Genomic DNA, 22,846 nt, shown 5'->3' on the forward strand with positions numbered 1-22,846 from the left:
CGCCGAGGGACTCACCCGTCGAGCCCGGGCGTTGGCAGAAGAGGCTGGCGCTTGTTGCGACGTCGATCGAACAGTACCGAGAGTCCAGCCGCGGCGAGATACAGGATGATCATCATTCCGGCAAGAAGGAGCATGGAGGCGATGTCTGCCGCCGGGGTCGCCAGTGCGGCGAACGTCGTGGAGATGATGACCGCCACCCGCCAGCCCTTCAGGATTGCGATACCGCTCATGATCCCCGCGAGGTTGAGCGCCACGAGGAAGACCGGCAAGACGAACGCGACGCCGATCACGAGCAGGAACTTGAACACGAAGTCGTAGTAGATGTCGTACTTGTAGAACTGAGCCATCCCCGTCGGAACGAAGCTCGCCATGAGCTCGATGACGTGAGGCAGCAGGAAGAAACCGAGCGTGCAGCCCGCGAAGAAGAGAGGGATCGCCGCTCCGAGGAACGACCAGGTGTAACGGACCTCTTTGCGAGTGAGACCGGGCATGATGAACGCCCAGATCTGCCAGAGCCACACGGGAGCCGAGATCAACAGGCCGATCGCGAACGAGATCCGCAGACGAAGGTCGAACCCGCCCGTGACGGTGTCGAAGTTGAGCTGGACGTAGGTCCGGCCTTCTTCTTCCGCGATCTGTCTGATCGGGACCGTCAGCAGATCGATGATCGGCCCGGTGATGAAGAAGGCCACGACCATGCCGACTACGAGCGCAAGCGCAGCGATCATCAGCCGCTTGCGCAACTCCACGAGGTGCGCCGCGAGAGACATCCGCTTATCGCGGCGCGGTTCGTCCTCCGAGACGGTCGCGCCCGCGTCGGTCGTGACCACGCTCGACTACGGCTTGGCTTCGGGGCTTCCAGCCGGCGGGGGCGGCGTGAGCCCCGTAGCCGACGGCGGATAGGGTGCGGCGGTCTGGTCTGACTTCGCGGTCTCGGAGGCCGCGTCTTCTTCCTTCATAGCCTTCATCTCGCCCCGGAAAACCCGGGCGGACTGGCCCATGCTGCGCGCCAGCGCGGGAAGCTTGGCAGCACCGAAAAGAAGAAGGATCACGGCGAGGAGGATCAGCAGGTGCCATCCAGTCAGGTTTCCTAGCATGTGCTCTCTCCGTCGTATCGCCAGAACGTGCGCAGGTTTCAGTCTACCCCGCGTGTGTGTGGGGAGACCTGAAGGCGCGACGACCTACCGGTACTGAGCAAGCCCGGCGCGCGCCCACTCCACAGCGGCGATGCGCGCTTCGTCCGGTGCAACGATCTCGACCTCTCCCCCGCGGCGCGCAGCCAGCCGCTTGAGTTGCGTGGGATCGGCGACCCGAAGCGCCGCCCTCGACCGCGTGCCCTCGGCCTTCACCACGGCGTGGTCCAAGAACTGCCCGAGAAGAGGAGCGACATGCGAGCTGAACCGGATGGTCGCCTCGAGCGGGCCGTCCGCTGTGCCGAAGATGCTCGCCTCGGGATCATCGTGGGCACCGGCGGGGATGTCGGTGACGACGACATCGCTCACGCGTTCGAGGTGGAACGTCCTCATGTCCCGTCGCATGTGGCACCAGCCGCGCAGGTACCACTGGTCGTCCTTGACCAGAATCTTGACCGGGTCGACCGTGCGCGTCGTGGGCGAAGCATCCGGTTTCTGATGCGTGAACGACACCGCTAACCCGCGATCGAGCGCGTCCATGACGGCCGATCGCACCTCGTCCGCCGGATGTGCCGCAACCGTCAACTCGGCGGGCGCTGTGCTCGCGCCGCGCGAGAGCTTCGCGATGAGCCCCGGCACGACACCCTGCGCAGCGACTCCCGGAGCTGCGCCCGCGAGCTGCAGCCCTGCCAGGAGCGCCGCAGCTTCGCGGGCCGTGAGTCGCGGGGCCCGTTCGAAGGCGACGGTGTTGAGCAACTGCAGTTCGTCATGCTCGTCGAGCAGGTCCCAGTCGATGTCGAACAGGTCGTTGTGCATGCCGTCGGGCAGGCCGATCACGACCAACCCCTCGGCCAAGCTACGCAGGACATCGGGCGCCACGTCGAGCTCGCGAGCGGCTTCGGTGACCGAGACGGGTCCGCGTTCCACCAGGTACGGGACGAGATTCATCACGATCGCGACGCGGTCGATCGCAAGAAGCGGTTTGTCGGGACTCATGTGCTCACCCCGTGCGCCTCGAGAGTTCGCTGCAACCGCGCAATGACCTCGCGGCGCAACTCCGGCGGGGACTCGACACGTACCTCGGGGCCATACGAGGCGAGCTCATCGGCAAGCACGTGGATATCGACGAATCGAACGCGCAGGATGTCTCCGTCGCGCGTGCCTCGCCGACGTAGACGGACGGCGGCCTCGGTCGCATCCTGCACGTGCAACTCGGCGACGTTCTGCGCCGACACGCTCTCGAGTCCCAGCCGAGCACGCTCCCCCGCACCCAGGCGCGCCTCGGGATCGAACCCTTCTTTGGTCACCACGACGTCGCCGACGATTCTCGACAGCAAGAAGGTGCGCGTCTGCCCCAGATCGCGGTCGAGGCCGTGCACGTGCCAGCGACCCTCGAACTCGATCAGCGCGTGCGGTTCGACGGTTCGCAGACGCGGAACGTCGTCGCCCGGCTTGACATAGGTGAACCGCACAACGCGCGCCTGATCGTTGGCCTGACGCAACGGGCCGAACGCCGGGTCGCGCGCAGAGATGCGCGGGGCGAACCCGATGATGGGCTCGTCGACATCGATTCCCAGCGCGCGGATCTTGCGGAGGGCGGCACTCGCGTCCGCCGACATCGAGCTCTCGCCCCACACCGCGGCGGCGAGGTTCAGCACTGCCACCTCGGCGGGCGTGAACGTGATGTCCTCGGGCAGCAGGTATTCCGCCTTGGGGATCAGATAACGGGCTTCGCGCAGGTCGTCGGGATCGGCGTGATCCCCGACCGTGTGGATCGGCACGCCCAGGTCGCGGAGAGCGTCCTTGTCGCGTTCGAACATCTTCTCGAGGGCGTCGGAGCTGCGACCCTCCGCGCGCGCCTCGCGGTACCCCGAAACAGACGAGAGGATCTGCTCCTTCGTCAGCCCGTACCGGTGCGCCATGAGCGCGACGGTCAGACTGAGCAGTCGCTCCTCGGGCGCTATCTTCTCCGGCACGGACCCATCCTAGGCGCGGGCACGGAACCCCAGACGGGGCGCGGGATCACTCCGGCAGTTGGTCGAGTCCGAGGATGTCGACCACGAACACGAGCGTCGAGTCCGCGGGTACCGCACCGCTCGCCTGGTCGCCGTAGCCGAGCTCGGGCGGCACGACGATCAGCACCTGCGAACCGACCGTCTGTCCGCGAAGGCCTTCCGCGAACCCTTCCACGACCTGGTCGAGCGAGAACGAAACCGGCGCTGTGCCCCACGACGAGTCGAACTCTTCCTTCGTGTCCCACAGCACACCGGTGTACGCGACGCGAACAGGCACGTCCCCGGTCACCTCGGCGCCCGTGCCCTTCTTGAGGACCTCGACCTTCAGATCCGTCGGCGGGGCGCTGTCGGGGACGATGATGCCCGGACGCCCATCGGGAGCGCGAACGACGCTCGGCAGGCCGTTCTCGGTCACGAACTGATCGGCACCGTCCGCCTTCGGCAGATAGACCTTCTGCAGGTCGACGGACAGGATCGCCGTGCCGTCCTCGGTCAGGCCCAGGCTCGCCGCGGACTCGGCCGGCAACGAAGCGCTCGACATCAGCGTCAGGACACGGCTTCCCTCCCGGGCACAGACGAGGGAATCCTCGAGCCCCGGAAACGTCGTGGTCCATTCCGACAGCGGGCGCGCCTGCGCCGCGTCGCCGTCGAAGAGGGTCGCGCCGAGGCGTTCCCCGGTCGACCCGTCGAAGAGCACGATGTCTGCGAGCACGAGCTGATCAGACGCCGAGATGGCGAGTCCGTCACCCTCGATGGGATCCGTCCAGACCGTCTCGTCCGTGATCACGGGGGTATACGCGTCCAGTTCGGGCTCGGAGCCGAAGGCGCCCGTCACGGTTGCCGGCAGTTCGGTCTCCGGAGAGGCGGGCCGTACACACGACGTGTCCGCCGAATCGGCCGACGAGCACCCGACGAGTCCGACGCCGACGAGACCGACCGCGACCGCGGCTACGAGGAATTTACGCACGGGCATCAGTCTACGGTCGGCGCTTCGGCGTCACTGTCAGGCGCAGTGCCCGGGCCAGCGTCAGAGTCAACGTCCGAGCCATCGTCTGCAGCGGTGTCGACAGTCCCGTCACCGATCCGCCGCGCGTCGGCGGCACGCTGCGCCTCCCGCACCCGCTTGCGCAGGTTCTTGTCGGTGATATCGCGGTCGCCCACGGCACCCGGTGTCCACAGCTCCACGTCTTCGTCGCCGTAGCTCGACTTCGAGGCGCGGCGTTTCTGCTCAGGCGCGATCGCTCCGGGAGCGAGACGGCGAGCCGAGATCAAGAAGCCCGTGTGCGCGACCATCCGATGGTCGGGCCGGACCGCAAGGCCCTCCACGTGCCATCCGCGCACCATGGTCTCGGATGACTCGGGTTCGGTGAACAGCGCCGTGCCGCGCAAGAACTCGGCGACACGCGAGAGCTGCGTCGCCGTGGCGACGTAGCAGATCACGACGCCGCCGGGTCGAAGCGCCTCGGCAACGACACCGATGCACTCCCAGGGGGCCAGCATGTCGAGCACGACGCGATCGACACTCGCGGGCTCGGTCGCCGCGGGCAGCTCCTCGGCGAGATCGCCGACGACGACCTGCCAGGTCGGCGGCTCCTCGCCGAGGAAGGTCTGGACGTTCGCCCGGGCAACCTCCGCGAAGTCCGCGCGACGCTCGAACGAGACCAGCTGCCCGGCCGGGCCGATCGCCCGCAGCAACCACAGCGACAGCGCGCCCGAGCCCACGCCCGCCTCGACGACCGTCGCGCCCGGGAAGACGTCCGCCTGCGCGAGGATCTGCGCCGCATCCTTCGGGTAGACGATCGCGGCACCGCGCGGCATCGACATCACGAAATCGCGCAGGAGCGGACGGAGCGCGAGGTACTCGTGACCCGCACTGTTCTCCACGACCGAACCATCCGGCAGCCCGATGAGTGCTTCGTGACGCAGAACGCCGTGGTGCGTGTGCAACTCGCCGCCGGCACGCAGGGTGATGGTGTGCAGGCGGCCTTTGGGACCGGTCAGCTGTACCCGATCACCCGCGCCGAACGGCCCGGACGTGCGCGGACCCTCGTGCTGCTCGGCGCCGGTCATGCGACGTGCCCGGCGTGCAGGCCGCGTTCGGCATGCATACGTGCGACATCCGCGACGCCCATTCCGGCCAGTGTCTCGATGATGACCGAGGTACCGGTACCCGCCAGCGAGACGAGATTCGGCACGCCGATGACGGTGCAGCCCGCCGCGACCGCCGAGCGCACCCCGTTCGGGGAGTCCTCGATGACCACCGTGTCGCTGATGTCGACGCCGAGGAGCTCCGCGGCCTTCAGATACGGGTCCGGGAACGGCTTCGGGCGTTCGACGTCGTCACCGGCGACGATCAGATCGAAGGCGTCGAAGTCGAGCAGATCGACGATCGACGTCGCCATCCGGCGCATCGACATCGTCACGAGGGCCGTGGGGATACCCGCCTCGCGCAGCGCCATCAGCAACTCGCGCGCACCCGGACGGAACGGTACCCCGCCGGCCGCGAGCGAAGCCAATACGTCGTCGGTGAGACGATCGATGATCTCCGGAACACTCATCCGCACGCCAGCGGCCTGAAAGATGCGCGCCGCGTCTTCGAGTCCGAGGCCGACGAGCTGCAAAGCCTGTTCGTGCGACCACGTCCCCCCGAAGCTCTCGACGAGCGGCGTCTCGGCCGCCATCCAGTGGGGTTCGGTGTCAACAAGGGTTCCGTCCATGTCCCAGAGGACAGCACGCGGATGGGGATGGGTCACCCGCCCCATGCTACCGAGGGCGCCGCGCCGAGCCTGGACCGTCCCCGAGCCTGAACGCCTATCCTGGAGAGATTCCTCGCGGCGACATCCGTCCTCGCGTGGGCCGCACGCCCAGGAGGCGCGGTGGGAGGAGGCGCGGTGGAAGGTCTCGGACGCAGAGTGCTCGTCGTCGCATTCGATGGGTGGAACGACGCGGGTGAGGCGGCGTCGGCTGCCCTCGGCGTGCTGCGTGGAGCGGGCGAGTTCGAACCCGTTCACTCGGTCGATCCCGAGCTCTACTTCGACTACCAGTACACGCGTCCGTCGGTCGCCATGGATGCCGAAGGGCGACGCTCGCTGCGCTGGCCCGAGGCGACGATCCTCCGACCCGCCCAGCGCACGCGCGGCACGCAGCTGTGGCTGCTGACGGGGGTCGAACCCGCCCGCGCGTGGCAGGCGTTCGCCGCCGAGCTCGTCGACGTCGCCCTGCGCGAAGACATCACCGGCATCGTCGGCCTGGGGTCGATGATGTCCGATGTACCGCACACGCGCCCCATCTCGGTCTTCGCCGGCACCGACAACGAACGCATCCGCGAGAGCCTCGGGCTAGAACGCAGCACCTACGAGGGGCCCGTCGGCATCCTCTCGGTCCTCTCGGCCGCGGCCGAAGAGGCCGGAATCCCGGCCGTCGGACTCTGGGCGAGCGTGCCGCACTACGTGGCGGGACACACTCCCTCGCCGAAGGCGACGCTGGCTCTGCTGGATCGTCTCGAGGATGTCGCGGGTGCTCCGATCGAGCGGGGCGATCTGCCGACCCAGGCGGCGACGTGGGAGGCATCCATCGACGCCGCTGCCGCCGACGACGAAGAGATGACGGAGTACATCCGCCAGCTCGAGCGCACCCGCGACACATGGGACTCGCCCGAGGCATCCGGCGACGCCATCGCTCAGGAGTTCGAGCGCTACCTGCGCCGGGGCGGCGACGGGCCGTCCAAGCCCGGCCGCGACGATCCGCGCCGCTGACGCTCGCCGCTAACGCGCCCGCCGATCACTCACCGTCTCGTCGTGCCACTCGCGAACGGACGCGACACGCCGTACGGCTCGTGTTCTCGCGGCGTGTTGCGTCCGTTCGCGGATGAATGGGCGCGGGTCAGTACGGCTGCAGCACGCCCATCGACAGCAGAACGATCAGGGCGCCGCCCAGCAGCAGGCGATAGATCACGAACGGCAGGAAGCTGCCGCGCTTGAGGTACCGCATGAGGAACGCGATGACCGCGAGGCCCACGATGAACGCGACGATCGTCGCGGCGACCGTGTCGAACAGGCTGTAGGGGCCACTCGGGCCCTCGAAGCTCTGCACGAGCTCGTAGAACCCGGACCCGAACACGGCGGGCACGGCGAGCAGGAAGGCGTACTCGGCAGCCGCGGGACGGGTGTAGCCGAGCGTCAGACCCATCGTCGTCGTCGCGCCCGAGCGCGATACGCCCGGAATGAGCGCGAGCGCCTGAGCGAATCCGAGCGCCAGACCGTGCGGGTAGGTGAGGTCCTTCAGTTCGCGCGTGCGGCGACCCCAGTAATCCGCGGCACCGAGCAGCAGACCGAACACGATCAGCACGATCGCGACGAGCCAGAGGTTTCGGAACGTGCCGCGGATCGTGTCCTGGAACAGATATCCGAGAACCGCGATCGGCACGGAGCCGATGATGATGAGCCAACCCATCCGCACGTCAGGGTCGTTGCGGGGTACCTTGCCCGCCAGCGACTGCGCCCAGCGCGAGATGATGCGGACGATCGTGCCCCAGAAGTACACGAGCACCGCGGCCTCGGTGCCGATCTGCGTGATGGCGGTGAAGGTCGCCCCGGGGTCGGTCGCCGACGGCAGGAACTCGCCGAGGATGCGCAGGTGCGCGCTCGACGAGATGGGCAGGAACTCGGTGAGTCCCTGCACGACGCCGAGGATGAGGGCTTCGATGAATTGCATGGGCAACTTCCGGTGCGGGGTCGTGACGGGAGGATGAGGATGGCCTCTGACCGAGGCATCCGTAAGTCAGTATCGGCGAATCAGATCGGTGAGCACGCGCTGCCCGAACTCGAGCGATTCGATCGGCACGCGTTCGTCGATCCCGTGGAACATACCGGTGAAGTCCAGGTCGGCGGGGAGGCGCAACGGCGCGAAACCGAAACCGGCTATGCCGAGTGCCGCGAGGGCCTTGTTGTCGGTGCCGCCTCCCATCAGGTAGGGGATGACGGGTACGCCCGGGTCGTGCTCGCCGAGCACGGCGACCATCTCGTCGACCAACGAACCGGAGAACGGGACTTCCAGGCCGATGTCGGCGTGCACGATCTCGATCTCGATGTCGTCACCGATGATGCGCCGGATGTCTGCGAGCGCCGCGTCTTCCGTGCCCGGGAGTACGCGCACATCGATCAGGGCTTCGGCATGGTCCGGGATCACATTGTGCTTGTAGCCGGCGGTGAGCCCGGTCGGGTTGGTCGTCGTACGAAAGGTCGAGCGCAGGAATCCCTCGGCCGGGCCCGCATGCGCCGCGAGCATGTCCGGGTCGCTCGTGTCGGTTCCGGTGAGGGCAGCGAGACCCTCGAGCAGCTGTGTCGTCGTCGCCGTGAGCCGCACAGGCCATTGCGTGCGGCCGAGAACAGCGACTGCCTCGGCCAAGCGCGTGACGGCGTTGTCGGGATGCAGACGCGATCCGTGGCCGGCGCGACCGCGAGCGATCAGCCGAATCCAGATCAGGGCTTTCTCGCCCACCTGCAGCAGGTACGCACGGTGGTCGTCGACCGAGATGGAGTAGCCCCCGACCTCGCTGATCGCCTCGGTCGCGCCCGCGAACCACTCGGGACGCTGATCGACGACAAGTTGCGAGCCCTCGACACCGCCGTTCTCTTCATCGGCGAAGAACGTGACGATCACGTCGCGTTCGGGCTGTCGCCCCGCGCGCAGGATGTCGGCGATCGAGGTCAGGATCATGGCATCCATGTCCTTCATGTCGACCGCTCCCCTGCCCCAGAGCATTCCGTCGCGCACCTCACCGGCGAAGGGATCGACGCTCCAACCCTCGGGCGGAGCGGGCACGACATCGAGGTGCCCGTGCAGGATCATGGCAGGTTTGGACGCGTCACGGCCCGGGATCCGCGCGTGGACGTTCGTGCGTTTCGGGATGGGCTCGAAATAGTCGACCGCCAGCCCGAGGGCTTCCAGGTACGCACCGACATACTCGGCCGCCTCGCGCTCGCCGTTCGCCCTACCGCCACCCCAGTTCGAGGTATCGAAGCGGATCAGATCCCGCGCGATCCGGGCGACTTCGGGCAAATGCTGCCCGGAGGGGGACGGCGAAGAGGACGCATCGGCTCCGGGCATGCCGACCACGCTACCCGGGTCGGGGTAGTCGGCCGAGTCGTGATAGTCTCGATCCTCGGTTGCGGAAGCAGCTCACCCATGCGCGGGTGGCGGAATAGGTAGACGCGCTAGCTTGAGGTGCTAGTGCCCTTTAACGGGCGTGGGGGTTCAAGTCCCCCCTCGCGCACAGCGGTAAAGAAGGCCCCGGATCTGGGATTTCAGATCCGGGGCCTTCTTCGTTGAACGCCCGCTCGCGGAGCGCGGCACCGCCCCCGTCGCCTAAAATCGAGAGCATCGTGACATCTGAAGAAAAGACCGGACCTGCCGACCATCGTCCGGCGGACCCTCGCGTGGTCCACGAGGCGAAGCGGCGCGTAGTCGACGAGGCGAAGCGCCGGAGGACGATCGCGATCATCTCCCACCCCGACGCCGGCAAGTCGACTCTGACGGAGTCGCTGCTGCTGAACGCGCACGCCGTCTCCGAGGCGGGTGCGGTACACGGCAAGTCGACGCGACGCTCGACGGTCTCCGACTGGATGGAGATGGAGAAGGCGCGCGGGATCTCGATCAGCTCGGCGGCGATTCAGTTCATCGTCGAGGACGTCGTCGTGACCGTCGTGGACACACCGGGCCACGCGGACTTCTCGGAGGACACCTACCGGGTGCTCTCCGCCGTCGACACGGCAGTCATGCTGATCGACGCGTCGAAGGGCATGGAGGCCCAGACGCTCCGGCTATTCGAAGTGTGCCGTAACCGCGGCATCCCGATCATCGTCATGGTCAATAAGTGGGACCGTCCTGGCCGTGACCCCCTCGACCTCCTCGACGAGCTCCAGCGCGTCACGTCGCGTCAGCCGATGCCGCTCAATTGGCCCGTCGGTGAGGCCGGACGCTTCCTCGGTTTGCGTGATGTCGTATCTGGCGAACTCCTCACGTTCGAGCACGTCGACGGCAACGCTCATCTTCCGCGGATCCAGCTGCATCCCGCGACGGACGCCGCCGGGATGCTCGGGGACGACTGGCAGACCGCCGTCGAAGAGGCACAGTTGGTCGAACTCGACGGTGGAGAGTTCCGCGCCGAGGCCTTCGCGGATTTGACCGGCATGCCCGTGTTCTTCGGTGCCGCCGTCCGCAATGTCGGCGTCGAGCAGTTGCTGCGTTTCGTCTGCCGTGCCGCGCCCTCGGCGACGCCGCGAATCAACGTGAACGGGATGCCCCGTCCCGTCGATGCGCCCTTTTCCGCACAGATCTTCAAGGTCCAGGCCAACATGGACCCCGCACACCGCGATCGGGTCGCGTTCATGCGCATCTGTTCGGGAATCTTCACGCGAGGTATGTCCGTCGTGCACGCACAGACGGGCCGCCCATTCGCGACGAAGTACGCCTTGCAGATGTTCGGTCGAGAACGCGACACCGTCGACACCGCGTGGCCCGGCGACATCGTGGGGCTCGTCAACGCCACGCACCTGCGACCCGGCGACACGCTCTACTCGGAAGACCGGGTCGAGTTCGAGGGCATCCCCTCGTTCACCCCCGAGCTGTTCGCGCTCGCGTCGCCCGTCGACGTCAGCACCGCGAAGAAGTTCCGCAAGGGCATCACGGCGTTGACCGAAGAGGGTGTCGTGCAGCTCCTCGACTCCGAGAAGCGTGGACCCCAGAATCCCGTGCTCGGCGCGGTCGGTGCGATGCAGTTCGAGGTGCTTTCGGGACGCATGGCCTCGGAGTTCGGGGTCGAGATTCGGTTGACCGACCTGCCGTACACCGTCGCCCGACTCGTCGACGCCGATACGGCTGCCGCCCTGGCGTCCCGACGCGACTGCGAGATCGTGATGCGGAAGACGCAGCGGCTCGCCCTGTTCCGCACCGAGTGGCAGTTGCGCTCGCTGGAGAAGGACATCCCGGGGCTTGCGTTGGACGCGGACCGGGTCGTCGTCGGGCGGTAATCAGCCCATCGACACGCCGAACGCCAGACCAAGCACGTAGGTCACCGCGGCAGCGCCGAACCCGATCGCGAGCTGGCGCAGCGCGCGTCGGAGTGGCGGTCCACCCGAGAGCAGCCCCACCATCGCCCCCGTCGCAAGCAGGGCGATTCCCACCAGCGCCAGGGCCAGCGCGACCGCGGCGACGCCCGACAGTCCGAAGATCCATGGCAGCACCGGGATGATCGCGCCCGACGCGAAGAACAGGAAGCTCGAGCCCGCCGCTGCCCACGCGCCGCCCACCACATCGTGTTCCCCCGCGGCCTCCCGAGGAACCGCGAACGGCGTCGAGCGGTCCGCGGCGCGCGCCGCCTCCACCGTCAGGCGAGCGCGCTCGAGGGCTTCGCCGATCGCCATTCCTCGCGTGCGATACACGAGCGCCAGCTCGTTGGCGTCGAGGTCGAGGTCCGGCAGTACATCATCCGCGTACCCGTTGGGTTCGGTTGCCGCGAGCAGTTCTCGCTGCGACCGGACGGACACGAACTCCCCCGCTCCCATCGACAGTGCGCCGGCGAGCAGTCCCGCGATGCCGCTGAACAGTACGAACTGCGGTGCCACGCCGGTCGCCCCGATACCCATGACCAGGGCGAGGTTGCTGACCAGGCCGTCGTTCGCCCCGAACACCGCCGCGCGGAAAGTCCCGGACAACCGTCGCCGCCCTCGCGCCGCGAGGCCTCGCACGACCTCGTGGTGGATCTTCTCGTCGGCGCGCATCGCGGGCGTCGCCGCCGCATCGCTGTCGTACGGCGACCGGCCCTCCGCGTTCTGTGCGAGAGCGAGCACGAAGATCGATCCGAAGCGCCGGGCCATCCATCCGAGCACGCGTGTTTCGAGGTCAGCCTTCGGGAGGCGCGCAGGTTCGCCGCCGAGCAGCGCCAGCCAATGCGCCTCGTGCCGCCCCTCGGCCTCCGCGAGTGCCAGCAGGATCTCGCGCTCTTCGCCCTCGCGTCGCGCGGCGAGGTGCCGGTAGACGCTCGCTTCCGCACGTTCGTTGACGAGGTACCGGATCCATCGTCGCCTGTCGGCGGCGGTCGGTGTCGGCGCGGGCGCGCTCATAGGGCCTCCAGGACGACGGGGACGGTGGAGTAGAGAGGGTGGGAACCCGCTCAACGCTATCCACCGCCGGTCATCGACGACCGCCGATCGCCGGTATTGCCAGCATTTCGGGCCTCCGAAGCGGACTCGGTGAGGCGAGCCGCGATCAGGAGTGGACGCGGCGGCGGAGGACCTCGATGCGCGCCTGCAGCTGGGCCACCGTCGCGTGCGACACGGCGGGACCGCCGCAGATACGCCGCAGTTCGGCGTGCACGAGTCCGTGCGGTTCGCCCGCCTGACGCGCGTACAGGCCGACCAGGCTGTTCAGCAGTTGGCGCTGCTCGCGCAGGGTCCGGTGCAGGGCAGGCGGAGGTGCATCCGCGGCACGCTCATCGCCCGACGCCGCTTCGGCGGCCTCGCGGACGCTCCGGTGCTTGCCCTGCCGCGCCTGGCGCTGCATCAGCAACTCGTGCACGTGCTCGGGCTCGAGCAGACCCGGAAGACCCAGGAACTCCTCCTCTTCGGGGGTGCCGGGGACGGCGAGCTGGCCGAACTCTCGCCCGTCGAACATGACGCGGTCGAAGTGGGCGAAGGATCCGAGCGCCTGGTATGTGAACTCCTGCGTGAGGGCGTCAGACGCGGATTCTTCGCGCTCGGCCGCATCCATGGCGTCTTCGTCGAGGGCCCACTCGTCATCGCCGTCGCTGTCGCGATCGAGAGCATGATCGCGCTCACGCTCCAGTTCGCCGGCCAGCGCGATCAACTGCGGCACGTTCGGCAGGAAGATGCTCGCGGTCTCGCCACGGCGCCGCGCACGCACGAAACGTCCGATCGCCTGCGCGAAGAACAGGGGCGTCGACGCGGATGTCGCATAGACCCCGACGGCGAGGCGCGGCACATCGACGCCCTCCGACACCATGCGTACGGCCACCAGCCAGCGCGACGTCGAGTTCGCGTACTGCTCGATGCGGGCGGATGCCTCGGCCTCGTCCGACAGCACAACCGTCGGCGTTTCGCCGCTGATGGATTCCAGAATCGCGGCGTAGGCGCGCGCCGCGGTCTGATCGGTCGCGATGATCAGCCCCCCGGCATCCGGAATCTGCTCGCGCACCTCCGTCAGGCGTCGATCGGCGGAGCGCAATACGGCGGGTATCCAGTCACCGTTCGGGTCGAGCGCCGTCCGCCAGGCCTGAGCGGTGATGTCTTTCGTGTTGTCCTGCCCGAGATACGCCTCCATCTCGTCGCCGGCACGCGTGCGCCAGCGCATCTTGCCGGCGTAGACGAGGAACATGACGGGCCGCACCACGCCGTCTTCGAGCGCGCGGCGATACCCGTAGTTGTAGTCGGTACGCGAGAGGCGAATGCCCTTCTCGTTCGGCGCATACTCCACGAACGGGATCGGAGCGGTGTCGCTCCGGAAGGGTGTGCCCGACAGCAGCAGTCTGCGGGTCGCGCGGCCATAGGCCTCACGCAGCGCATCACCCCAGCTCAGCGCGTCGCCACCGTGGTGGACCTCGTCGAGGATGACGAGCGTGCGCGCATCCATGATCAGGCGTTCGTGGACGGATGCCTTGACCGCCACCTGCGCGTAGGTCACGGCGACGCCGTGGTACTGCCTCGACGGCATGGCGTGCCGATTGCTGAAGTTCGGATCGAGCCGCAGCGAGACGCGGGCCGCAGCATCCGCCCACTGCGTCTTCAGATGCTCGGTGGGGGCGACGACGACGATGCGGGAGATGACCCGACGACGGAGCAACTCGGTCGCCAGACGGAGGGCGAACGTCGTCTTGCCTGCGCCCGGCGTCGCCGCCGCGAGGAAGTCGCGCGGACCATTTCCGACACCGTCGGGGCCGTCGAGCGCGAAGTAGATGTCGAGGGCCTCGGCCTGCCACGCGCGCAGCGCCTGCGCCGTACCCCAGGGCGCGCGTTGCGGATACGAGGGCGACAGGTGCTCGGCCGCGAAGCTGCCGACGTGCGCACCGGGTTGCTCCTCGATCACCTGCACACCCCTCCCGCATCGGCATCCGCTCGCCCGAACGCACGACTGACCACGATAGACGAACCCGCCGACACCCGGCCCCGCGCAGTGAGCTCGACGGCCCCAGCGATGTCAGCCCCGCGCGGTATGGTCGAAAACGGTCGACAAGCGAGGAGGTCCTATGCCCGCGCACGAACCCGAAAACCTTCCCACCCCGGATGCGACGGATCAGCCGACGCACCCGTGGCGTCGATTTGTTGCGATCGGCGACTCGTTCACCGAGGGCGTCGGCGACCCCGAGCCGCGACTCGACGGCGGGTACCGCGGGTGGGCGGACCGTGTCGCCGAGGTGTTGGGTTCGCAGGTGCCCGATTTCGCATATGCCAACCTCGCGGTGCGCGGGCGGCTGATCGCGCCGATCATCGCCGAACAGGTCGAACCCGCCCTCGCACTCAAGCCCGACCTGGTCACCTTGTGTGCCGGGGGAAACGACATCATCCGTCCCGGCGCCGACCCCGACGCGGTCGCCGCGCAGTTCGAGGACGCCGTTGCACGGCTCTCACAGAGCGGCGCGACGATCGTCATCTTCACGGGAATAGACGTCGGCTGGCAGCCGGTCTTTCGCGCCATGCGGGGAAAGATCGCGATCTACAACGAGAACCTTCGGGCGATCGCCGACAGGTACGACTGCGTGGTCGCCGACCAGTGGGGGCTGAAAGAGATCCAGGACGCCCGCTTCTTCGACGCCGACCGCCTTCACCTGAACCCCCTCGGCCATCACGAAGTGGCTCGCATGGTGCTCCGGACGCTCAACGTCTCGAACGACCTCGTCCCCATGCAGCCCGACCCGTTCCCGAGCACGACCTGGCGCACCGCGCGCGTCGGGGACTTCGTGTGGGCTCGCTCACATCTGGTTCCGTGGGTCTTGCGGCGCCTCCGGCACCAGTCGTCGGGAGACAACGTCACGGCAAAGCGCCCCGAACCGCTGCCGATGGAAATCCTCGCGCCCGGGCAAGATCCGAACGCGCAGCCAGGGAAGACCGTCTGATCAGTCGGACTCGGTAGCCGGGTTTACGAGCGGATGCGCAGGGCCCACAGGGTGACCGCGCTGGCGGCGGCGACGTTCAGCGAATCGACGCCGCCGGTCATCGGAATCGTCACGGTCGAGTCGGCTGCGGCGATCGCGTGGCGTGAGAGGCCGTCGCCCTCCGCGCCCAGCACGATTGCCACGCGCTCGGGCGGGTTCTCGACGAAGTCATCGAGCGACACGGCATCCTCAGACAGGGCGAGCGCCATGATGTGAAACCCTGCCTCGTGCAGCAGCTCAGCGCCCTCACGCCAGGCCGGCAGGCGCGTCCACGGCACCTGGAAGACCGTTCCCATACTGACCCGGATGCTGCGCCGGTAGAGCGGGTCGGCGCAGCGCGGCGACACGAGCACGGCGTCTGCCCCCATGCCCGCGGCGGCGCGGAACACGGCCCCGACGTTGGTGTGATCGACGAGGTCTTCCAGCACGACGACCCGACGGGCGTCGGCGAGAATTTCTTGTACCGAGGGAGTTGCGGGCCGATGCATCGACGCGAGCAGCCCCCGGTGCACGGCGTAGCCGGTCACGCTCTCGGCGAGCTCGGCATCCACGACGTACACGGGGGTCGCGTCGTCCGCTCCCAGCAGGTCTTCGACGTCACCGAGCCACTTCTCTTGCGTCAAGACAGACCGCGGGCGATGCCCGGCAACAAGGGCGCGCGCGAGGACCTTCGCGGACTCGGCGATGTACAGCCCGCCCTCGGGCTCAAGCACCCGCCTGAGGGCGACATCGGTCAGGTCGCGGTAGTCCGCAAGGCGCGGGTCCGAAGCATCCGTCACCCGCTCTACAGCCACGTTCCCAACCTACCCACCGCGCGAGGGTGCCCGTTCCACCCGCGAGGGTGCCCGTTTCACCCGCGAGGGTGCCCCTTCGCGCGATATGATGGATTGATCATGTCACTACCTCAGTCGCAACGGCCGCTCTACGAAGTCAAGGCGGGGCTGTTCAAGGGCCTGTCGCACCCATTACGCATCCGGATGCTCGAGCTGCTGGCCGACGGCGACGAACACACCGTGGCCTACCTGCAGACGAGCACGGGGCTCGAGGCTTCCCACCTGTCCCAACACCTGTCGGTGCTGCGACGGCACCGACTGGTCACGTCCGAGCGCCGCGGCAGCAATGTCTACTACCGCCTCGCGCGGCCCGAGGTCGCAGAACTCCTGGCTATCGCCCGTCGACTCCTCGCCGCGCTGGTCGCCGAGGACGGTGCGCGCGCTGACGACGTCGCCGAGCTGCCGTCGTTCGGCGCATCCTCATGATCCGCGCGCTGCATGCTGTGCGCGCGCTATTGCCATCACGTGCCGACTACCGGGAAGTCCCGAAGAGCTGGCGCCGCGACCTGCTGGCCGGCGTGACGGTCGGCATTGTCGCGCTTCCACTGGCTCTCGGGTTCGGCATATCGTCGGGCGCGGGCGCCGCGGCGGGCCTGATCACGGCGATCGTCGCGGGTGTCATCGCCGCGGTCTTCGGCGGGTCGAACGTGCAGGTATCGGGACCGACCGGCGCGATGGTCGTCGTGCTCGCCCCCATCGTGGCGTCCAACGGTATGGGCGCCGTCGCGATCGTGAGCTTGATGGCGGGGGTCATCGTCGTGATCGCGGGGATCGCTCGGCTCGGCCGTGCGGTGTCGTTCATCCCCTGGCCGGTCATCGAGGGCTTCACCCTCGGAATCGCCGTCATCATCTTCTTGCAGCAGGTGCCCGCTCTGACCGGACCCGCGACGCATGGCGGCTCGCACACGAATGTGGTCCTGGCGGCGTTCGACGCGCTGGCCTCGGCCGATCTCGGTTACCTGCTCTGGGCGCTCGGCGCCGTCGTGATCGTCGCGGGATGCATGCTTCTGCTCCCCCGCCTGCATCCGGCCATCCCCGGCTCACTCGTCGGTGTGATCCTGGTGACGCTGCTGACGCTCGTCGTGTCGGACCCCCTCGCCGTGATCGGCGCCCTTCCTGCCTCGCTCCCGGTGCCGAGCCTGCCCGCACTCGACATCGGTACCCTCTCGAGCCTCTTGCTCCCGGCTCTCACGGTCGCGGCCCTCGCAGCGATCGAGTCCCTCCTGTCCGCCCGGGTCGCCGCATCCCTCGCCGACACGGGACCGTACGACCCCGACCGTGAGCTCTTCGGACAGGGACTCGCCTCCATCGGATCAGGTCTGTTCGGCGGGATGCCCGCTACCGGGGCCATCGCACGGACGGCCGTCAACGTCCGCGCCGGGGCTCGAACGCGCCTCGCCGCAATCGTGCACGCGCTTGTGCTGCTGCTCGTCGTGGTGGCGGTCGCGGGCCCCGTGGGCGCGATCCCGCTCGCCGCACTGTCGGGCGTTCTCATGGTCACGGCCATCCGGATGGTCCACCTCGCGACGGCCCGCTCGATCCTGCGCTCGACACGAGCGGACGCGGTCGCCTACATCGTGACGGCGATCGTGACGGTCTCGGTCGACCTCATCGTCGCCGTCGTCATCGGCATGATCGTCGCGGCGATCTTCGCGCTCCGTGGGCTCGCTCGCGCGACCGGCGTCCAGCGCGAACCGATCCTCGGCGACCCGGAACCCGGCGACGAGCGCATAGCGATCATCCGTCTCGATGGCCCGCTCTTCTTCGCCGCGGCCGACCGGGTGCTGGCCGAGGTGACGTCGCTCGACGACGTGTCGGTCGTGGTGTTGCGGATGTCTCAGCTCGAACTCGTCGATGCCACCGGCGCCCACGTGCTCGGCGAGATCGTGCAACAACTCGAGCGCCGCGGCGTGACCGTGCTGATCAAGGGCGTGCGAGAGGGGCACGTCGAGCTCTTCCGAACCGTCGGGGTGCTGGGGTCGCTCCGGCACCAGAATCACCTCTTCGTCGATCTTCCCGCGGCGATCGAGCACGCCCGCAGCCACGTCGTCCGGGAGCCCTAACTCCGGAAGGGGCACCCTCGGGATCACGAACGGGCACCCTCGCGGCTGGAACGGGCACCCTCGCGATCACGAACGGGCACCCTCGCGCGTCAGTAGGCTGGACGGATGCCGCGGGCGCCAGCAGCGCGTGCGGCTCCGATCGCCCACGACCCACGGGAGTAACGCTGTGCCTGGAGAAAACCTCACCCGCATCGAGGCGCAGGAGCGCCGCGCCGTCGTCGACCCTTCGACAGGCTCAGGGGCCGGGATTTCATACGAAGTGACGCTCGACCTCACCCGCGGGCCGGACATCTTCGGCTCGCGCACCGTCGTCCGGTTCACGGGAACGGAGGGCGCCGACACCTTCATCGACCTGATCGCGAAGGACATTCGCGAGATCACGCTCAACGGCCGCTCGATCGACCCGGCCGCGGCGTACTCCGACTCGCGCATCGCCCTGACCGGTCTCGAGCGCGACAACGAGCTCGTGATCGACGCGGACTGCCTGTACACGAACACGGGCGAGGGACTGCACCGATTCGTCGACCCCGTCGATGGCGAGGTCTACCTGTACTCGCAGTTCGAGGTGCCGGACTCCCGCCGCATGTATGCAGTGTTCGAGCAGCCCGACCTCAAGGCCACGTTCCAGTTCACGGTCACCGCGCCCGCTGCCTGGGCCGTCGTCTCCAACTCCCCCACCCCCGAGCCGACCCTTCGACAGGCTCAGGGACCGGATGGTGAGGCCACCGCGACATGGACCTTCGAGCCCACCCCGCGGATCTCGTCGTACATCACCGCCCTCGTCGCGGGCCCGTACGAGTCGACGTTCTCGGAGCTGACGAGCGCCTCGGGCCGCGTCATCCCCCTCGGCGTCTACGCCCGCAAGAGTCTCTGGCAGCACCTCGACGCCGACTATGTGTTCGAGAAGACGCGCCAGGGGTTCGCGTACTACGAGGAGAAGTTCAACTTCCCCTACCCCTTCGCCAAGTACGACCAGCTCTTCGTGCCCGAGTTCAACGCGGGCGCCATGGAGAACGCGGGCGCCGTGACGTTCACCGAGACGTACGTGTTCCGCAGCAAGGTGACGGATGCCGTCAAGGAGCGCCGCGTCGTCACGATCCTGCACGAGCTCGCGCACATGTGGTTCGGCGACCTCGTCACGATGAAGTGGTGGAACGACCTCTGGCTGAACGAGTCGTTCGCCGAGTGGGCATCGACGATCGCCACCGCCGAGGCCACCGAGTGGACCGAGGCGTGGACGACCTTCAACGCCATGGAGAAGACCTGGGCCTACCGCCAGGACCAGCTGCCCTCGACCCACCCCGTGGTCGCCGAGATCCGCGACCTCGACGACGTGCAGGTCAACTTCGACGGCATCACGTACGCCAAGGGCGGGTCGGTGCTCAAGCAGCTAGCGGCCTGGGTCGGCATCGAGAAGTTCTTCGCCGGTGTCGCGGCGTACTTCGACAAGCATCAGTGGGGCAACACGGAGGTCGGCGATCTGCTAGTGGAGCTCGAGAAGACGAGCGGTCGCGAGCTGGGCTCGTGGGCGAAGCTGTGGCTCGAGACATCCGGTGTCAACACGCTCACGCCGGTCATCGAGGAGGACGCGGACGGCACCATCACCCGCTTCGCGATCGCGCAGACGGCCGCCGCCGACTACCCGACGATCCGTCCGCACCGACTGGGCGTCGGCTTCTACTCGCTCCAGAACGGCGCCCTCACCCGCGTTCACAAGGTCGAGCTGGATGTCGACGGCGAACTCACCGAAGTTCCCGAGCTCGCCGGCATTGCGCGTCCCGACCTCGTGCTGCTCAACGACGACGACCTGGCCTACGCCAAGATCCGCCTCGACGAGCGCTCGCTCGGCACCGCGATCGCGCACCTGCGCGACATCTCCGACCCCCTCGCCCGCTCGCTCGTGTGGGGCGCCGCGTGGGATCAGACGCGGGATGCCGAGGCCTCCGCGACCGACTACGTCGATCTGGTGCTGCTGAACATCGGCTCCGAGACAGAATCGACGACGGTGCGCACGACTCTGGCCCAGTTGCAGCTCGCCGCGAACTCGTACGTCGCGCCCGAAAAGCGGACGGCGACCCGAGAGCGTGTGGCGGATGGCCTCTGGGCACTCGCCGGTCAGGCAGAGCCCGGTAGCGACAGCCAGCTGCAGTTCGTCACCGCGTTCGCCACAGCGGCCTCCAGTGCGACGCAGTGGGAGCAGGTCCGTCGCCTGCGTGACGGCGAGACCGTGCTCGAGGGACTCGAGATCGACACCGACCTGTCGTGGCAGCTGCTGATCTCGCTCGCAGCGGGTGGCTTCGCGACCGCTGCGCACATCGAAGACGCGCTCGCGCAGGACAACACGTCCAAGGGTGGCGAGCTCGCCGCTCAGGCGAAGGCCGCCCTGCCGAACGTCGAAGCCAAGCTCGCCGCCTGGGATTCGCTCGTCGAGCGTTCCGACCAGCCGAATACGATCGTGCGTTCGACGGCGCTCGGGTTCACGCATCCGGCCGGTGTCGAACTGCTCGAAGAGTTCGTCACGCCGTACTTCGAGATGCTTCTGCCGATCTGGAAGGAGCGCAGCTACCAGATCGCGCAGTACCTGATCACGGGCCTCTACCCGGCTCCTCTCGCGAATGCTGCGCTGCGGGACGCCACGCTCGCCTGGCTCGACGCGAACGCGGATGCCCCGGCGGCGCTCCGTCGTCTCGTCAAGGAGAACCTCGCGGGTGTCGAGCGGGCGATCGCGGTGCAGGAGCGCGACGCGGCCTGACCCGCGGGACCGATGGCGCGGTACCGCGGTACTAGGCCACAGCACCAGAAGAACCCTCCGGAGGCGGACGTGCCGACGGAGGGTTCTTCCGTAGCGTGAAGCACATGATCGTTGCAGAGAATCTCAGCAAAGACTTCGGGGCCAAGCACGCGGTCTCGGATGTCAGCTTCACCGTCCAACCCGGCAAAGTCACCGGATTCCTCGGCCCGAACGGCGCCGGCAAATCCACCACGATGCGCATGATCGTGGGCCTCGACCGTCCCTCGAAGGGCCGCGTAACCGTGAACGGCCGCGCGTACACGGGCATGCGTTCGCCGCTCACCGAGGTGGGCGTACTCCTCGATGCGAAGGCCGTCCACACGGGTCGTAGCGCCAAGAACCACCTGCGTGCGATGGCCGCCACCCACGGCATCCCCCGCTCGCGTGTCGACGAAGTGATCGAGATAACCGGACTCACCTCGGTTGCCAAGAAGCGCGCCGGCGGCTTCTCGCTCGGCATGGGCCAGCGCCTGGGCATCGCCGCGGCGCTCCTCGGCGACCCGCACACACTCATCCTCGACGAGCCGGTGAACGGCCTCGATCCCGAGGGCGTGATGTGGGTGCGTCGCTTCGTGCGCCACGCCGCGTCCGAAGGACGCACGGTGCTGCTCTCCAGCCACCTCATGAGCGAGATGGCCGTAACGGCCGACCACATCATCGTGCTCGGCCGCGGCAAGGTGCTCGCGGACGCGCCCGTCACCGACCTCGTCTCGCAGTGGACCCAGCACTCCGTGCGGGTGCGGAGCCCGCACGCCTCCTCTCTCGCCGAGGCACTCGCCGCGGACGGAATCACCATCACGACGTCCGAGCCCGGCCTGCTCGATATCGTCGGCGTCACGGCGGCCACCGTCGGCGACCTCGCCGCATCGCGCGGATTCGCGCTCCACGAACTCACCCCGGCCTCGGGAACCCTGGAAGACGCTTACCTGCGCCTGACCGGCGAAGACGTCGAGTACAAGACGAAGGACATCGCATGAGCACCCTGAACGCGACAGCACCCGCCGCGCAAACCACCACCCCCGCGGCGGCCGACCCCCGCATCCATCTCTCCTTCGTGCGTCTCGTGCGCTCCGAATGGCTGAAGTTCACGACCATCCGCTCCACGTGGTGGTCCATCGCCCTTGTGCTCATCCTCTCCGTCGGTCTCAGCCTGCTGATGGCCGCGTCGTACGCGAGCTTCGCCCTCGACAATGCGGAGGCGGGGATGCCCCAGGGCAACGCCGTCGCCGTGCAGGTCATCGTCTTCAGCACGGTGTTGACCCAGTTGCTGGCCGTCATCCTCGGCTCCATCACCGTCACGGGCGAATACTCGACCGGGATGATTCGCTCCACCCTGACCGCGGCACCTGGGCGCAGCGGCGCGGTTCTCGCCAAGGCACTCGTCGTCGGGGTGACGATGTTCGTCACGAGCATCGTGGTGTTCGCGATCATCGCGATCGTGACCGCACCGATCCTCACCACGAACGCGCTCGATCTCAGCGAACCCGAGACGGCGCTCATGCCGCTCCTCGGCGCAGCCCTGTTCCTCGCTCTCATGGCGATGATGGGGGTCGGCATCGGGTTCATCATCCGCAACGGGCCGGGCGCCCTGGCCATCGGCATCGGACTGGTGTTCGTCGCACCTCTCCTGGTCAGCTTCTTCCCGCGCGTCGACGGGTTCGCCTGGATTCACGACCTGGCCAGCTACCTGCCCTCGAACGCCGGGCAGTCGCTGTTCCTCTCGGGCGGAATGTCCGGCAATGCGCTCGACACGGTCCCCGCGGTCATCACGATCGTCGCGTGGGCGGCGGCAGCGCTCGTCGGCGGGATCGCGGTTCTGAAGACGCGCGACGCGTAGAGTCGATC

20 protein-coding genes and 1 tRNA gene are annotated in these 22,846 nt (G+C 68.0%); 9 read left to right on the forward strand and 12 right to left on the reverse strand.

What is annotated here, in order from left to right; translation table 11 throughout:
* Positions 1 to 11 precede the first annotated feature (11 nt).
* The 7 genes from tatC to CGU34_RS01015 all read right to left on the reverse strand — a co-directional run bounded on the left by tatC (position 12) and on the right by CGU34_RS01015 (position 5,901).
* Positions 12 to 770 (reverse strand): twin-arginine translocase subunit TatC, encoded by a 759-nt coding sequence (gene tatC, locus CGU34_RS00985; RefSeq protein ID WP_100813203.1) that lies wholly within the window; start codon positions 768 to 770, stop codon positions 12 to 14.
* Between the two features lie 66 nt (positions 771 to 836).
* Positions 837 to 1,097 (reverse strand): Sec-independent protein translocase subunit TatA, encoded by a 261-nt coding sequence (gene tatA / locus CGU34_RS00990; RefSeq protein WP_100812973.1) that lies wholly within the window; start codon positions 1,095 to 1,097, stop codon positions 837 to 839.
* A gap of 84 nt (positions 1,098 to 1,181) precedes the next feature.
* Complete coding sequence (locus CGU34_RS00995) at positions 1,182 to 2,129, reverse strand: helix-turn-helix transcriptional regulator (protein ID WP_100812974.1); 948 nt, start codon at positions 2,127 to 2,129, stop codon at positions 1,182 to 1,184.
* Positions 2,126 to 3,109: a helix-turn-helix transcriptional regulator gene (locus tag CGU34_RS01000; RefSeq protein WP_036296178.1), complete on the reverse strand. Its 984-nt coding sequence runs from the start codon at positions 3,107 to 3,109 to the stop codon at positions 2,126 to 2,128. The genes CGU34_RS00995 and CGU34_RS01000 overlap by 4 nt, the downstream gene beginning before the upstream one ends.
* A gap of 46 nt (positions 3,110 to 3,155) precedes the next feature.
* The gene (locus CGU34_RS01005; RefSeq protein WP_232711482.1) at positions 3,156 to 4,115 is read right to left on the reverse strand and encodes an FKBP-type peptidyl-prolyl cis-trans isomerase; all 960 of its coding nucleotides are present in this window, start codon (positions 4,113 to 4,115) and stop codon (positions 3,156 to 3,158) included.
* A 5-nt stretch (positions 4,116 to 4,120) separates the two neighbouring features.
* Positions 4,121 to 5,218, reverse strand: a complete 1,098-nt coding sequence (locus tag CGU34_RS01010) for a tRNA (adenine-N1)-methyltransferase (RefSeq protein ID WP_100812976.1) — start codon at positions 5,216 to 5,218, stop codon at positions 4,121 to 4,123.
* Entirely contained in the window at positions 5,215 to 5,901 is a 687-nt protein-coding gene (locus CGU34_RS01015) for an HAD family hydrolase (RefSeq protein WP_332870605.1), read from the reverse strand. Before CGU34_RS01015 ends, CGU34_RS01010 begins: the two co-directional genes overlap by 4 nt.
* 138 nt (positions 5,902 to 6,039) lie before the next feature.
* Between CGU34_RS01015 and CGU34_RS01020 the strand changes: the two genes are divergently transcribed.
* Positions 6,040 to 6,903 carry a PAC2 family protein gene (locus CGU34_RS01020; RefSeq protein ID WP_100812978.1) on the forward strand — a complete coding sequence of 288 codons (864 nt, stop codon included), beginning with the start codon at positions 6,040 to 6,042 and terminating at the stop codon, positions 6,901 to 6,903.
* Between the two features lie 127 nt (positions 6,904 to 7,030).
* Here the strand turns inward: CGU34_RS01020 and CGU34_RS01025 are convergent, their stop codons facing one another.
* The gene (locus CGU34_RS01025; protein ID WP_100812979.1) at positions 7,031 to 7,861 is read right to left on the reverse strand and encodes an undecaprenyl-diphosphate phosphatase; all 831 of its coding nucleotides are present in this window, start codon (positions 7,859 to 7,861) and stop codon (positions 7,031 to 7,033) included.
* A gap of 66 nt (positions 7,862 to 7,927) precedes the next feature.
* The gene (locus tag CGU34_RS01030; protein ID WP_100813204.1) at positions 7,928 to 9,256 is read right to left on the reverse strand and encodes a M20/M25/M40 family metallo-hydrolase; all 1,329 of its coding nucleotides are present in this window, start codon (positions 9,254 to 9,256) and stop codon (positions 7,928 to 7,930) included.
* Between the two features lie 80 nt (positions 9,257 to 9,336).
* On the opposite strand from CGU34_RS01030, the gene CGU34_RS01035 reads away from it, so the two are divergent.
* A tRNA-Leu gene (locus CGU34_RS01035) sits at positions 9,337 to 9,422 on the forward strand.
* A gap of 109 nt (positions 9,423 to 9,531) precedes the next feature.
* Positions 9,532 to 11,178: a peptide chain release factor 3 gene (locus tag CGU34_RS01040; protein ID WP_306342076.1), complete on the forward strand. Its 1,647-nt coding sequence runs from the start codon at positions 9,532 to 9,534 to the stop codon at positions 11,176 to 11,178.
* Here the strand turns inward: CGU34_RS01040 and CGU34_RS01045 are convergent, their stop codons facing one another.
* Positions 11,179 to 12,270, reverse strand: coding sequence for a VIT1/CCC1 transporter family protein (locus CGU34_RS01045; RefSeq protein WP_036296160.1), 1,092 nt, complete (start codon positions 12,268 to 12,270; stop codon positions 11,179 to 11,181).
* A gap of 145 nt (positions 12,271 to 12,415) precedes the next feature.
* Positions 12,416 to 14,248, reverse strand: a complete 1,833-nt coding sequence (locus CGU34_RS01050) for a DEAD/DEAH box helicase (protein ID WP_100813205.1) — start codon at positions 14,246 to 14,248, stop codon at positions 12,416 to 12,418.
* A 160-nt stretch (positions 14,249 to 14,408) separates the two neighbouring features.
* Between CGU34_RS01050 and CGU34_RS01055 the strand changes: the two genes are divergently transcribed.
* Positions 14,409 to 15,275: an SGNH/GDSL hydrolase family protein gene (locus tag CGU34_RS01055; protein ID WP_100812980.1), complete on the forward strand. Its 867-nt coding sequence runs from the start codon at positions 14,409 to 14,411 to the stop codon at positions 15,273 to 15,275.
* A 23-nt stretch (positions 15,276 to 15,298) separates the two neighbouring features.
* On the opposite strand, the gene CGU34_RS01060 is transcribed toward CGU34_RS01055, so the two are convergent.
* On the reverse strand, positions 15,299 to 16,108 hold the full coding sequence (locus tag CGU34_RS01060; RefSeq protein WP_100812981.1) for a TrmH family RNA methyltransferase: 810 nt from the start codon (positions 16,106 to 16,108) through the stop codon (positions 15,299 to 15,301).
* Positions 16,109 to 16,207: 99 nt separating this feature from the next.
* On the opposite strand from CGU34_RS01060, the gene CGU34_RS01065 reads away from it, so the two are divergent.
* From CGU34_RS01065 to CGU34_RS01085, 5 genes are all read left to right on the forward strand, one after another.
* The gene (locus CGU34_RS01065) at positions 16,208 to 16,573 is read left to right on the forward strand and encodes an ArsR/SmtB family transcription factor (protein ID WP_100812982.1); all 366 of its coding nucleotides are present in this window, start codon (positions 16,208 to 16,210) and stop codon (positions 16,571 to 16,573) included.
* Positions 16,570 to 18,210: a SulP family inorganic anion transporter gene (locus CGU34_RS01070; protein ID WP_100812983.1), complete on the forward strand. Its 1,641-nt coding sequence runs from the start codon at positions 16,570 to 16,572 to the stop codon at positions 18,208 to 18,210. Before CGU34_RS01065 ends, CGU34_RS01070 begins: the two co-directional genes overlap by 4 nt.
* 166 nt (positions 18,211 to 18,376) lie before the next feature.
* Positions 18,377 to 20,962, forward strand: coding sequence for an aminopeptidase N (pepN, locus tag CGU34_RS01075; RefSeq protein WP_100812984.1), 2,586 nt, complete (start codon positions 18,377 to 18,379; stop codon positions 20,960 to 20,962).
* A gap of 104 nt (positions 20,963 to 21,066) precedes the next feature.
* Complete coding sequence (locus tag CGU34_RS01080; RefSeq protein ID WP_100812985.1) at positions 21,067 to 21,978, forward strand: ABC transporter ATP-binding protein; 912 nt, start codon at positions 21,067 to 21,069, stop codon at positions 21,976 to 21,978.
* Positions 21,975 to 22,838, forward strand: a complete 864-nt coding sequence (locus CGU34_RS01085) for an ABC transporter permease subunit (RefSeq protein WP_100812986.1) — start codon at positions 21,975 to 21,977, stop codon at positions 22,836 to 22,838. The genes CGU34_RS01080 and CGU34_RS01085 overlap by 4 nt, the downstream gene beginning before the upstream one ends.
* Positions 22,839 to 22,846 lie beyond the last annotated feature (8 nt).

Source organism: Microbacterium lacus (assembly GCF_002812805.1).
In the GTDB taxonomy this organism is placed as follows: domain Bacteria; phylum Actinomycetota; class Actinomycetes; order Actinomycetales; family Microbacteriaceae; genus Microbacterium; species Microbacterium lacus_A.